The 12,376-nt window shown below is 61.6% G+C and carries 17 protein-coding genes; 7 read left to right on the plus strand and 10 right to left on the minus strand.

The window, feature by feature from the left end:
- Positions 1 to 85: 85 nt before the first annotated feature.
- The 6 genes from DMZ65_RS17625 to DMZ65_RS17650 form a co-directional block, all read right to left on the minus strand.
- Positions 86 to 1,027, minus strand: a complete 942-nt coding sequence (locus tag DMZ65_RS17625) for an endonuclease/exonuclease/phosphatase family protein (RefSeq protein ID WP_232825048.1) — start codon at positions 1,025 to 1,027, stop codon at positions 86 to 88.
- Between the two features lie 466 nt (positions 1,028 to 1,493).
- A complete protein-coding gene (locus tag DMZ65_RS17630; protein ID WP_116600076.1) occupies positions 1,494 to 3,266 on the minus strand; it encodes a monovalent cation:proton antiporter-2 (CPA2) family protein in 1,773 nt (590 codons plus the stop codon).
- 92 nt (positions 3,267 to 3,358) lie between these two features.
- Positions 3,359 to 4,336 carry a pirin family protein gene (locus tag DMZ65_RS17635; RefSeq protein WP_116600077.1) on the minus strand — a complete coding sequence of 326 codons (978 nt, stop codon included), beginning with the start codon at positions 4,334 to 4,336 and terminating at the stop codon, positions 3,359 to 3,361.
- A 37-nt stretch (positions 4,337 to 4,373) separates the two neighbouring features.
- Entirely contained in the window at positions 4,374 to 4,667 is a 294-nt protein-coding gene (locus tag DMZ65_RS17640; RefSeq protein ID WP_116600078.1) for a GNAT family N-acetyltransferase, read from the minus strand.
- Entirely contained in the window at positions 4,657 to 5,379 is a 723-nt protein-coding gene (locus DMZ65_RS17645) for an alpha/beta hydrolase (protein ID WP_116600079.1), read from the minus strand. Before DMZ65_RS17645 ends, DMZ65_RS17640 begins: the two co-directional genes overlap by 11 nt.
- Entirely contained in the window at positions 5,376 to 6,305 is a 930-nt protein-coding gene (locus tag DMZ65_RS17650; RefSeq protein WP_116600080.1) for a ring-cleaving dioxygenase, read from the minus strand. The genes DMZ65_RS17645 and DMZ65_RS17650 overlap by 4 nt, the downstream gene beginning before the upstream one ends.
- Positions 6,306 to 6,419: 114 nt before the next feature.
- On the opposite strand from DMZ65_RS17650, the gene DMZ65_RS17655 reads away from it, so the two are divergent.
- Positions 6,420 to 6,761 carry a winged helix-turn-helix transcriptional regulator gene (locus tag DMZ65_RS17655; protein WP_116600081.1) on the plus strand — a complete coding sequence of 114 codons (342 nt, stop codon included), beginning with the start codon at positions 6,420 to 6,422 and terminating at the stop codon, positions 6,759 to 6,761.
- A gap of 22 nt (positions 6,762 to 6,783) precedes the next feature.
- Here DMZ65_RS17655 and DMZ65_RS17660 read toward each other — a convergent pair whose 3' ends face one another.
- Positions 6,784 to 7,692 (minus strand): LysR family transcriptional regulator, encoded by a 909-nt coding sequence (locus DMZ65_RS17660; protein ID WP_116600082.1) that lies wholly within the window; start codon positions 7,690 to 7,692, stop codon positions 6,784 to 6,786.
- A gap of 115 nt (positions 7,693 to 7,807) precedes the next feature.
- Between DMZ65_RS17660 and DMZ65_RS17665 the strand changes: the two genes are divergently transcribed.
- The 4 genes from DMZ65_RS17665 (at position 7,808) to DMZ65_RS20170 (ending at position 10,018) form a co-directional block, all read left to right on the plus strand.
- Positions 7,808 to 8,239, plus strand: a complete 432-nt coding sequence (locus DMZ65_RS17665; protein WP_116600083.1) for a DoxX family protein — start codon at positions 7,808 to 7,810, stop codon at positions 8,237 to 8,239.
- Positions 8,240 to 8,374: 135 nt separating this feature from the next.
- Positions 8,375 to 8,935, plus strand: coding sequence for an NADPH-dependent FMN reductase (locus DMZ65_RS17670; protein WP_116600084.1), 561 nt, complete (start codon positions 8,375 to 8,377; stop codon positions 8,933 to 8,935).
- Between the two features lie 124 nt (positions 8,936 to 9,059).
- Positions 9,060 to 9,686, plus strand: a complete 627-nt coding sequence (locus DMZ65_RS17675) for a glutathione S-transferase family protein (protein ID WP_116600085.1) — start codon at positions 9,060 to 9,062, stop codon at positions 9,684 to 9,686.
- Between the two features lie 86 nt (positions 9,687 to 9,772).
- Positions 9,773 to 10,018 carry a DUF5996 family protein gene (locus DMZ65_RS20170; protein ID WP_369122638.1) on the plus strand — a complete coding sequence of 82 codons (246 nt, stop codon included), beginning with the start codon at positions 9,773 to 9,775 and terminating at the stop codon, positions 10,016 to 10,018.
- On the opposite strand, the gene DMZ65_RS20060 is transcribed toward DMZ65_RS20170, so the two are convergent.
- Genes DMZ65_RS20060 through DMZ65_RS17695 form a run of 3 tightly spaced genes read right to left on the minus strand, consistent with a single transcriptional unit; the run spans position 10,007 to position 10,879 of the window.
- Entirely contained in the window at positions 10,007 to 10,135 is a 129-nt protein-coding gene (locus DMZ65_RS20060) for a hypothetical protein (RefSeq protein ID WP_269801571.1), read from the minus strand. The genes DMZ65_RS20170 and DMZ65_RS20060 overlap by 12 nt on opposite strands.
- A gap of 31 nt (positions 10,136 to 10,166) precedes the next feature.
- On the minus strand, positions 10,167 to 10,424 hold the full coding sequence (locus DMZ65_RS17690) for a hypothetical protein (protein WP_116600087.1): 258 nt from the start codon (positions 10,422 to 10,424) through the stop codon (positions 10,167 to 10,169).
- Positions 10,421 to 10,879, minus strand: a complete 459-nt coding sequence (locus DMZ65_RS17695; RefSeq protein ID WP_232825049.1) for a hypothetical protein — start codon at positions 10,877 to 10,879, stop codon at positions 10,421 to 10,423. The genes DMZ65_RS17690 and DMZ65_RS17695 overlap by 4 nt, the downstream gene beginning before the upstream one ends.
- Positions 10,880 to 11,186: 307 nt before the next feature.
- On the opposite strand from DMZ65_RS17695, the gene DMZ65_RS17700 reads away from it, so the two are divergent.
- Positions 11,187 to 11,546, plus strand: a complete 360-nt coding sequence (locus DMZ65_RS17700) for a DUF6538 domain-containing protein (protein WP_116600088.1) — start codon at positions 11,187 to 11,189, stop codon at positions 11,544 to 11,546.
- 62 nt (positions 11,547 to 11,608) lie between these two features.
- A protein-coding gene (locus tag DMZ65_RS17705) for an IS5 family transposase (protein WP_114963763.1) occupies positions 11,609 to 12,376 on the plus strand; the annotation gives its coding sequence in 2 pieces (ribosomal slippage) (positions 11,609 to 11,931 and positions 11,930 to 12,376; 770 coding nt annotated over the 2 pieces). This gene is flagged as partial in the annotation.

Here is a 12,376-nt window from a genome sequence, read left to right on the forward strand (position 1 = left end):
ACTTATGTCGTTCAGTTCATGCTGAAGCATCTGCAAGGCGCATTGCGGTCCGCGATGTTGCCGAGCGGTGCGGCTGAGCGCCAATTTATTCAGCATCCTGTCTGGGCCTCTGTGGCAGCAAGAAGTCCACGACCACGGGATAGTGGTCCGTGGGCCATTCGCCATCGAAACGGTGCCTGAGAACCACGGGCAGTCCGGACAGGATGACGTCCCCGGCCCAGGCGATATGGTCGATGGCGCTGAACAGGTTGATCCCGCGGTTGAAATGATACGTTGCGCCCTCGACGGGCGCAATGGTGAATCCCGCGTTCTCAAGGATCTCCACGCCCCGGTCGCCGCGCCGGGCGTTCATGTCGCCGACCACCATCACCGTCTCTTTGGCCGCCAGCCAGGGCGCGACACGCGCTGCCACCAGGTCGATCGAGCGCAGGCGGTTGGACCGGCTGGCATAATCGGTGTGGATGTTGACGATCCTGAATTCCGTCTGCGACCCTCGCTCGCGGAACCGCGCCCAGGACGCGTATGCGGGGTACGAGCCGTTGAACGTGCGCGAATAGATGGTGTCCGGCGTATCCGAGAAGAAGAACCACCCCTGCTCCAGCAGCTCCAGTCGTTCGGTCTTGTAGAAGATCGGCTGGGTTGACGGAAATTCCACAGGATCGCCGATTGCGGCGGCTGCGGAGTCGGGGTTGCGCTCCAGCAACCAGTCGAGTGCAAGATTGTCACGGCTCACGCCGCCGCGGGTGAAACTTTCCATCTCCTGAAATGCAACGACATCCGCGTCCATCTCCTTGAGTGCCAGATCGAGCGGACCGCGCCGCCGGCCCCAATCGCCGCGCGACCATGGCCCGGTTGCCTGGCCCATGACGATGTAATGCACATTGTAGCTCGCTACGCGCAGACCCTCCAGAGGAGCATTCGGGAGGGCTTTGTCCCCGGAGTTGCGGTAGATCTGGAAGGCAACAGCGGCCATCACGACAAACAACACGACCATCAGCCACTTCAATACGCCGCGAAGCATCTTCATGACGAAGGATCATTTGGCATGAGGTGGTCTGCTCCTGTCGAGTGGCCCGTTCCGAATGCTAGTGCATGGTCGGCCCTTGGTCTATCCGGTGGTGCCGAACCGGCCAGTGACCCTGCTCGCGGCACCGCCGAGTGTCACGCTCCTGGGGCATGGTCCGGGCCTTCGACCGCGCGCATTCGTGGTTTGATTTTGGGCGCATTTCGATGATAAATAACGTGTTGCTACAATTTTGGCGGAGACACGCGATGCCTTTGATCAAGACAATTATCAACGCGACCGGGACGTTGGTTTTGATTGCTTCCGGCTCGTTCGCCAGCGCACAGTCACGATCCGAACCGACGAGACCTTGCAAACCGTCAGAGCGGGCAGTCCCGCTATATCTATGAGAAGCGATCCAGGCTGCCCGCCTATTTCAGGATACAGTATCACTTTGTGCCCAGTGGTCCCGCGGGCCTCGGGCCTCACTTTAATCTCGCCCCACCGGTTCGGGAGCAATGGCAGCCACGATAGCGTCCCGCTCGTTCTTGTCACGCGCCGCGACGATCTGCGCGTCAAGCCGCGCGGCATCGCGCTTGCGCACACGGGTTACGACTGCCTCGGCGTCTCCATCTGCATAGCCCAAAGCGCGTAATGTCTGCCCGCCGAGGGCCAGGGCCGACAGCAGGGTTTCGCGCAGAATCGTATCTTTAGGCACGCCTTCTCCAGCGAGACGCACCGCGTGGATCCGATCATGCGCACGAACGAGCAGAGCGGCGTTTGGGAACTTCCGGCGCACCGTCCTTACGATATCGAATGACGTCTCGGGGGTATCGGTGGCCACCACGATGGCGCTGGCTGTGGCGGCCCCGGCGGCGGTCAGAACCTCGGCCCGCGTGCCATCGCCGAAATGAACCCGCTCGTTGAACCGCTTTGCCTCGCAGATACGGTCGGCATCATGGTCAAGCAGGGTCACGGCGATCCCTTCCGTGATCAGCGGCTGCGCCACTAATTGTCCGAACCGGCCAAATCCGACGATCAGCACCGATCCTTGTGCGTCGGAATAATCCTCGTCGATCGTCTCGCGCTCGGGCTTTCCCATGACCATGCGATAGGCGCGGTCGGATTGCGACGACAGCGCCATCGACAGCGTGACGATTGCCACGACGATCGAGGAAACGTCGCCGGGCAGGATCAGCGCGGAACTGGCGGCGGCGAACAGGACAAAGCCGAATTCGCCGTGCTGCCCCATGGCGAAGGCGATGCGCAGCGCGGTCGGATGCGGCGTGCCAAAGGCGCGGTTCACGCCATAGGCACCGATCCCCTTCAGCGCCACCGTGATCGGCACCGCCAGCATGATGATCATCCAGTTGTCGGCCACGGCAGAAAGATCAAGCGAGAGCCCCACTGCGACGAAAAAGAGCCCAAGGAACAGGCCCCGGAAGGGTTCGATATCGGCTTCGACCTCGTGGCGATAGGAGGATTCGGCCAGCATCACCCCGGCGATGAAGGCCCCCATGGCGTAAGACAGGCCCGCCGAGGCCATGATCAGCGCGGCAAAGACCACAACGCCCAATGCGGCGGCGGTCATAAGTTCGGGCGTGCGGGTGCGGGCGACAATGCGGAACACCGGGTCGAGCGCATAGCGCCCGATCCCGATCAGCAGGGCGATGGCACCGAGGCCGATGGCCGTGGATTGCAGGCTTTCGGCCAGCGTCGCTTCCTCGCCAGAGGGGGCAAGCAGCGTGACCAGAAGGAGGAAAGGGACGATGGCCAGATCCTCGAACAGCAGCACCGCGATGGCGGTCTGCCCGAATGCAGAATTGCGCGCGCCGCTCTCGTCAATGCCACGCATGACCAGCGCGGTGGAGGACAACGCCAGCCCCAACCCGATGATCAGCGCCGCGCGCCAATCAAGTCCGACGCCGAGGGCGGCCGTGGTCAGCAGGGCGGCACAGACCATGACCTGCGCCAGTCCCCGGCCAAAGATCGTACCGCGCATCTCCCACAGCCGCGCGGGGCGGAATTCCAGGCCGATCACAAAGAGAAAAAGCACCACGCCGAACTCGGCGAAATGCAGCAGCTCTCCGGGATCGCGGGTAAAAGAAATCGACAGACCGATGCCCGCGACCACCCCTGCCACGAGATAGCCGATCACCGTGCCCAAACCCAGCCTGCGTGACAACGGCACGAAAATGCAGGCGAGAGCAATAAGCGCCAAAGCTTCGAGAAACGCCAGCTCCATGCCGACAAGACCGAACATTGCCCGACCCCCGTCAGGGTCGGCAGCGAATACGGGAGAGCCCGCCGTTGCCGCGAGCAGGGCAACGGCGGCACATGGGATCGGCAAGGTCTTCACGGGTAATGCACCCCGCCCTCTGCGCGTTGGATCTTGGGTCTGCCCTCGGGCACCGGAATGAAATCTTCCTCGTCGCCGGGTACGGTTTCGAACCGACCGCGCCGCCACTCCTCGCGCGCCTGTTCGATGCGTTCGCGTCGCGATGACACGAAGTTCCACCAGATATAGCGTGGGCCGTCCATCGGCGCGCCGCCGAACAGCATGAACCGGGCGTGGTCGCCGGTGCCGTCAGACACTCCTGTAACGGTAATCTCGTCGCCGGGACGCAGGACAAGCAGTTGGCCGGGTTCAAAGGTACTTCCGGCGATCTCGATCTTCCCACGGATGGTGTAGAGCGCCCGCTCTTCGGTATTCGCCACGATCGGTGCTTTCGCGCCGGGGGCCAGTGTCACATCGGCATAGAGCGTGTCGGACGCGGTCTTGAGCGGCGACGTGGCACCAAAGGCGGAGCCCGCGATCAGCCGCGCAGTCAGACCTTCGGCCTTGACCTGCGGCAGGTCTGCCTTGCCATGGTGCATGAAGGCGGGATCGGATTCTTCTTCGCTCTCGGGCAAGGCCATCCAGGTCTGTAACCCGAACAGACGCTGACCGCTGGCCAGCCGTTCCGGGGCGGTGCGTTCGGAATGCACGATCCCCTTGCCCGCTTTCATCCAGTTTACTGCCCCCGGCTCGATCGCGATGTCGGACCCGAGACTGTCGCGATGCAGGATCTGACCCTCGAACAGATAGGTCAGTGTAGCAAGGTTGATATGCGGGTGCGGGCGCACGTCGATGCCCTGATCGGTGAGGAATTCGGCGGGCCCCATCTGATCGAAGAAGATGAACGGCCCCACCATCTGGCGTTTGTCGGAGGGCAGCGCGCGGCGCACCTCCATCTCGCCCAGATCGACGGCGCGGGGCACGATCAGGGTCTCTACCGCATCGACGCTTTTGGCGTCTCCCGGAACGGGGTCGGGGCAAGGGCTCCAGCTCATGATATCTCTCCTTCTTTCCTGTTCAGTTTTGCAGGTTTCAGCCCTGGAGGACATCCTGCCATTCGGGGTGTCTGGCGATCTGCGCCTTGGCAAAGGGGCAGAGCGGCACGATCTTGCGGCCCTCGGCGCGGGCATCCTCGACCCCGCGGCGCACCAAAGCCTGGCCGACGCCGCGCCCGCGCAACGCATCGGGTACGCCGGTGTGATCAATGATGATCGTCGCGGTCCCGGCGCGGGAATAGGTCATCTCGGCCTCATGGCCGTCGACCACGGTTGCATAGCGGCCCTTGCTGTCGGTCTCTTCGCGGGTGATCTCGAAATCAGTGCGCATCGGCACCTCCCTTGTCGTTCAGATGTTTGCGCAGCCACGCCGCCTCGTCGGCAACGATACCATGGCCGGTGCCGGGCATGATAATCGTGTCGACCTGCGCGCCCATGGTGCCCAGAACCTCGGCGCTTTCACGAACCCGAGACAGCGGGATATGCGGATCCTGTTCGTGACAGCCCAGCAGGACCGGCACACCATCGAGGCGCCCGCCATAGTCGAACCGCTTGGCCGGACGGTCGTACAGGTCCGCCAGCGGCGGCCCGCCCGCTTCGCCGGTGCCGACGAGGCCACCTGAAAGCGCCGCGACGGCGCGGAACGGACGGGCAAACCGCGCGCCCGCTTCGATGGCAAGGCACGCGCCTTGAGAGAACCCCGCAAGGACGATCCGTTCCGGGCCGAAGCCTTGCGTTGCCAGATCGTCCAGCAGCGATGAGACGACACTCAGCCCGCTGCCAAGCCCAGGCTCGTTCGCCTCCAGCGGGGCAAGGAAAGAGTCGGGCCACCAGGATCGGCCCGCCGCCGTTGGAGCGAGGACCGCCAGATCCGGCAGGGCGAGGTAGTCGGCCAAACCAACCATATCCTCGGGTGCCCCGCCGCGACCATGCAGCATCACGACAGCCAGTCGCGCCCGGTGCAGCGGTGCCCCGGCCGTGACCAGCCGTTGCCCCGCATGCGGACCGATGCCGCGGGTTTTTGCCTCCAGCGCGCCGCTCATGACGGCACCCGGATTTCGGGCAGGATCTGCTCGATACGCGCGCGATGCGCCTCGTATTTCTCGGGCAGTTTCAGCGCCTCGCCCAGACGGTCGGCGTCTTCGTCCACGGCAAAGCCCGGCGGATCGGTCGCGATCTCGAACAGCACGCCACCGGGGGTGCGGAAATAGATCGCGTCGAAATACTGCCGGTCGATTACCGGCGTGACCTGCATGCCCACGCCAGACAGCCGCTTGCGCCATTCCTGCTGTTCCTCACCGTCCCGCGCCCGAAAAGCCACATGGTGAATGGTCCCTGCCCCGGGCCGCCCGATAGAACGGCTATCCGAGGTCATCAGATCCACGGCCGATCCCCGCTCCGGGTCAGTGGAACGATAACGCACACGCGTCTCTGTGCCCCCCGTGCCGCCGGTTGCGGTGGCATCTTCGGCCTCACGCACATAGCCCATCGCCTCCAGCACTCTGGCGGTGGGTTCCACCTCGTCGAGCCAGAGCGTCACCGAATGGAATCCATCGTCGCGCGCGCCGCCTTCGATCAGCTCCACCCGCAAACCATCCGGGTCTTTCAGGGCAATCGCGCGTTCGCCGAAGCGTTCGAACGGGCCCTCGAAATCAATCGCAGCTTCGGCGAGGTTGCCCATGCGCTGCTCAAGGTCTGGAATGGCATAGGCAACGGCAGAGGCCATGCCCGCGCCAGCGCGGCCCGGGCCTGCGTCCACGAAAGGGAAGAAGGTCATGATCGATCCCGGTGCCGCATCGGCGTCGCCGTAATAAAGATGATAGGTGCCCGGATCGTCAAAGTTTACCGTGCGTTTGACCAGCCGCTGGCCCAGCGTGCCGATCCAGAAATCGAGGTTGTCCTGTGGCGGGCCGGAAATGGCGGTGACGTGGTGCAGGCCGGGGATGGCTTGGGATGTGGATCGGGACATGATGCTTTCTCCTTTGGAACACCGCACCGGACTGAATACAGCCGAAACGGATATTGCGATCAACGGTTGAAAGCATATGTAGGTCCTACGTTACCAAGCGAAAGTCGTTACCAAATGGAAACCACCCCTGAAACCAGCCTGAGAGAAGATGCCAGTGTTGAAGTGGCCCTGCCCTGTGCAGCCGATACACTGCTGCGCAAGCTTTGGGGTCAGTGGAAAACCCATGTGATCTATGTGCTGGGCGAACGGCACGCCTGCCGCTTTGGCGTGTTGCGCCGGACGATCACGGGTATTTCGCCCAAAGTCCTGACGCAACGCCTGCGCGAGCTGGAGGCGGATGGTCTGGTCTGGCGCGAACAGGAAAACACGATTCCGCCAAAGGTGACCTACGGGCTGACCCAAACAGGCCTCGCAGTACATGCGGTCCTGAAGGATATAGAAAAGATCGAAGTTTGAGTGAGCGCGCGTGCCAGGCCGCCTACCGACGCTCCCACGGGAAATCACTGGCGGTCTTTACCAGATGATCGACAAACAGCCGCAGGCGCGAGGGCTGATAGCGGTTCGGGCGGAACAGCACATGAATATCCCGTTCCGGCCAGGTCAGATGGTCGGGCAGAAGCCGTTGCAAACGGCCTGCCTGAAGATGTTCGGCGACGTAAAAGACCGGCAGGATGGCGATGCCGATGCCCTCGACCGCCGCGCGGCACAGCATGTCACCGGAATCGGTCCGCAGCGAAGCGCTGAGCGACACCCGCCCCACCTGCCCCGCCGCATTCTTGTAGCGCCATTCATGCGCCGCGCTGTTGCCCGAGTAGGCCAGAACGTCATGCCCGACCAGATCCTCGGGCGCCTGTGGCCGGCCGTGGCGTTCAATGTAGTCGGCGCTGGCACACAGCATGAAGGGGCATGACGCCAGCCGCCGCGTCATCAGCGAGGAATCGGCAAGCGTTCCGATCCGTACCACGACGTCATAACCATCATTCACCGGATCGATGAACCGGTCGTTCAGGCTGACATCGAGCGCGACGTGCGGGTGGCTCCGCGCGAACCGTGCAGCACATCCCGTCAGGTATTTAACCCCGAGGCTTTGCGGAAAGCTCACCCGTAGGGGGCCGCGGGGATGTGATTTCAACGCGTGGATTTCCTCCTCGGCCTCCTGCAGATCGACCAGCGCCCGTTTTGCCCGCTCGAAATAGATCGCGCCCTCTTCAGTCGCGGCAACATGGCGGGTGGTGCGGTTGAGCAGCTTGACCTTGAGATCCTGCTCGAGGGTCTGAATCTGCTTGGAGACGGCGGAACTGGTCATCCCGAGCCGTCGCGCCGCGCCGGCAAAGCTCTGCTCCTTCACCACTGCAACGAAGATGCCGATACGCGTTATCTGATCCATGGGATTATCAACCTAATGGAATGAGTGAGGTGCCATATCTCCATATTATCAACTCAGGCGCAATGGTCGATATAGGGGACAGAGAAACAACCGACCCATTTAGAGGAGACACACAATGACCTTCGAAGCCAACACCAACGTCGGCGCAACCCTCACCCGGCTTTCGCTCGGCACGATCCTTCTGGCGCACGGCCTGCTCAAACTGTTCGTTTTCACCCTTCCCGGCACCGTGGCCTTTTTCGCCGGCCTCGGGTTGCCGGCGATCGTGGCCTATCTGACCATTTTTGCCGAGGTCGTGGGCGGCGTGGCAATCATTGCGGGCCTCTACACCCGCCTCGCCGCAATCCTGTCGCTGCCGGTCCTTCTTGGCTCCCTCTGGGCGCATGCGGGCAATGGCTGGCTGTTCAGCGGTGAGGGTGGCGGCTGGGAATTTCCCGCGTTGCTGGTCGCTCTGGCCGTGGCCGTGGCCATTCAGGGCGGCGGCGCTTTCGCCCTGCGCCGGCTGCCGGTCATCGACGCCTACGTCCCGCAAGCGTTGAAGGCCTGATTGGTCCCCTTACCTAACCTCCAAGAGATGCCGTGACGCGGCATCTCTTCTTTCACGGCATGTCGTGCCCACGGCAGGACAGGCGACAAACGCAATCCGGTCCAATGGCCGTCTGACAAATGAAGTGGAACCAAAATGACCCGTATCCTGGGAATCTCTGGCAGCCTGCGACGCGCCTCCTTCAACACGGCGCTGCTGCGCACGGCGCAGGGCATGATGCCCGAGGGCAGCACATTGACCGAAGGCAGCATCGCGGGCATTCCGCTCTACGACGCTGACGAAGAGCAGGTTAATGGCCTGCCCTCTGCGGTCGAAACGCTCAAAGCGCAGATCGAGGAGGCTGATGGGCTTTTGCTGTTTTCACCTGAATACAACAATTCGATCCCCGGCGTTTTCAAAAACGCCATCGACTGGACCAGCCGACCGGCGGGTGACATCTCACGGGTTTACGGTGCCAAGCCGGTTGCGGTTTTGGGCGCGTCGCCCGGTGGATTTGGAACGATACTATCTCAGGACAGTTGGCTCTCTGTGCTGCGCACGCTCGGGACACGGCCCTGGTGGTCAGGGCGGTTGATGGTGGCGCGGGCCGGCAATGTTTTCGACGACGAAGGCCGAATGACGGACGAACAGATGCGGGAACGGCTCAAGAAGTTTCTTGCCGGCTTCGTAGCTTTCGCCGCGGTCCCGACAGATTGACATAAAGCTGTCGTGAACATCGCGACAGACGTCTCAAGTTCTGCGTCACCTTCAGGCGCCAACCGGCAACCCGGCCCCCTGATCACCCCGGAACAGATCAAATATAACTGGAAGGAAATTCATTATGCCAACCCTCTATACAATGCCCGGAACCTGTTCGCTGTCACCCAATATCGCCGTGGCCTGGCTCGACGCACCTGTCGACGTGCATACAATGGCCTACGGCGATCACAAGAAGGACGCCTACCTGGCGATCAACAAAAAGGGCAAGGTTCCCGCCTTGCGGTTCGAGGACGGTGACGTGCTGACCGAGGCGGCGGCGATCCTGGCCTGGCTGGGCGCCGAACACGGCAGCGAGGGCTATGGTCGCAATACGGTGCTGGGCCGAAAGGAAGCCGAGGCGCTCTCTTACATGACGTCCGAGGTCCATGCGGCCTATGGCGGACATTTCGGCCCGCAGAACTTTGCCGAGACCGATGCGGCCATCGAAGAGGTCAAGCGCAAGACCTACGAAAAGCTCGACGGCCACTACAAGCGCCTGAACGACACCCTGCGCGAGAACGGCGGTGAGTGGTACTTGGGCAAACGCAGCTTTGCCGATACCTTCCTCTATGTCCTGACCCGCTGGATCGACCAGACCCCGTTGTCCTACGATGATTACTCGGCACTGAAGCAGCATATGTCGCGGATGCAAGCGGACCCAGGTGTGCAGATTGCCCTGAGCCGTCAGAACATGGAGCCGATCGGATGAGTGCCGCTGCGGCGAAAAAGGCCTGGCTGACGCTCGGCAATGGCGATTGGTCCGAGACCCGCACCGCGCTCCATATCTGAACCCAGATCTTCGGGAAAAATCGGTTGGCCCATACACCCTGGGTCAACCATTCGTGGCATGCGATGCATTACATGACGCCCCGTGGCCTGACCACGGGACCGGTGCATGAACTGGGAGGGGCATCAGCCGGAGCCTCGATCTGGACCATCACCGCCCTATTCCCGAAGCGGACGGCGATGCGCGCCAGGGGTTTTCTCTTATCTCTGAGTACCAACTGCCTGCGTATAAGGGCGCAAATACTATCGGCATAGACGCGTTAGATCCCGCATCGCGGTATAGTCATCCATCATCTCGACGATGGCTGATCCGTCCGGCAGTCTCGCCAATTCCTCGGCCGTCTGCGCCTGACCCTCCGTGCTATATTCCACGACCGGCGGACATGCCGCCACGCCGCCGGTCTCAAAACCCGCCGTCGCGCAGCCGGTCAACCAGCTCGCCCCGATCACGAGGACGGCGAGCCGCCGCCTCCAGCATCCGGCGTTGAGTTTCATTGGCCTTCTCCGTGTTTTCAAGACGTTCAGCGATCCGGCCTACGTGTTCACCGGAGCGGCAGATTGAAAGCAGGAGCAGGACGATGGTGAGGGCGATCGCCGCGTAGCGTAGCGCGGGCCTCGCACATGGGGCGGCAGCGATCCCATCGAGAAGGCTGGCAATCACCGCCGCCCCCGGTGCGAGTCATCAAGGCGGGCGTAGATCGTGAGCGCAACCCCGCCGAGCGCCACCGCGATGAACACCCAGCGCAGCGTGTCGAGATACAGCACGAGCGGCAGGACGCCGGACTGGATCTCGGCCAGGACGTTCTGTGCCACCTCGACACCCGCCGCACCCAACGTCGCCACGCCAGCCGCCCCGCCGCCTTTCATGGTCGGCTGTCGGCTAGCACTTCGCGCGCGGGCGGAGTCTCGGCTGTAAATGCAGTCGCCCGGATGGGAAATCGCTCGCCCCTTTGGCGCGCGGGGCCAGCGGCAGATGCCAAGCAAGCCCAAGCGGATACCACGGCCGATGAATCCTTGCGCGCTGTCCGCGCGGAAGAGGCATAGGGCCGTCCGCTGATCGTTCGATCCGGGTTCCAGCAGCTTGGCAAGCGGAACTGCAAACCGCGCAGGGGGCATCCAGTTTAAATCTTCTGATTTCGATAGCATGGCGCTCGGAACCGGATTTCCTGCGGTTAACAGGTCCGGAGAATATCTGCCCTGAGAGACCGCTTCCGGCCCACCTAAAACCGGGGCCGGTGCTCAGCCCCTCCTGCATAACCCTCGAAAACAACGCAAAAATCTGACCGCAGCCGTATCGGGAGAACGCTTTCGCGGGGGCAAGTGGCGGAGGAGGTGGGAGTCTCCGACAAATTCACAAAACCCTTTTAAATACTGAATTATATAGGTAAATAGCAAAAACCTGTGTGGAAAACATGTGTGGAATATGGCTAAAACGAGAAACCCCCGCTACCTTCAGCAGCGTTACCGTCGCTGGTATGCAACTATTGATATCCCCAAGAAGGTCAGGAGGCATTTTGATGGACGCGCTAGATTTGTGAAGAGCCTTGAAACTGACAGTCTAACAATAGCAGAACAACGTGTCGGATCAGTCGTGGCTCATTGGAAGCAGTTAATCGAACTGGCTAGAAGCGCCAAGAACAACCCCGAAGCCGAAAACCAACTTCTCTCCGAAGAATGGCGAGAAGAGTATTTGTCTTCCACAGGCAAAGCGCGAAAAGAGCTAGATAGCATCTTCGATGACGCGTTAGATGGCGTGAAATTCCCTAGGCAGCACACCCATTAATTCTTGTTTAGGAGCATAAGTTTGTGATTCATTTCGTCTAAACAACGGGCGGGAGGATGGAAGTGGCACGATCAGACATGAGCGATCTGGAATGGGAATTCATCAAAGCTGTCTTACCTAACAAAACGCGCGGCAAGAAGCGGGTGGATGACCGCCGCGTGATCAACGGTATTTTCTACGTCCTGCGCACCGGCATCCCTTGGGCCGATCTGCCCAGCGAATATGGCCCACCGACAACGGTCTATAATCGCTTCAACCGGTGGAGCTATGCGGGCCACTGGGACCGGATCATGGACGCCATCGCCGACGCGCATAACGTGGACACAGTGATGGTCGACGGGACCAGCGTGCGCGCGCATCATTCCGCCACGACTCTCAAAAAAAGACCCGCGCCGCTGTTTAGGTCGCTCACGGGGCGGATTAGGAACGAAAATACATGCACTTACCAATCAGGATGGGCTGCCGATCCGATATGAATTGACACCCGGCCAAGCTCATGACGCGCCGCCGTGCAAGGCGCTACTGGACAATTTGCAACCTGGCCAACATGTGCTCGCGGACAAAGCATATGACGCAGACTGGATCAGAGACTTGATCTGGGAACAGGGCGCTATCGACGTGATCCCTCCCAAGGCCAACCGCAAACTACCCGCCGAATTTGATGCTGCAATCTACCGGGAACGCAACAAAATCGAGCGTTTCTTTGGCAGGCTGAAAGCCTCGTTCCGCCGTATCGCAACCCGATACGAGAAGACGTCACGCAATTTCCTGTCGATGATCAAATTGGCATCGGTCAGGCTGTGGATCGAGTTTTATGAGTCGGCTGCCTA

This window comes from Primorskyibacter marinus (genome assembly GCF_003313245.1).
Taxonomy (GTDB): Bacteria; Pseudomonadota; Alphaproteobacteria; order Rhodobacterales; family Rhodobacteraceae; genus Primorskyibacter; species Primorskyibacter marinus.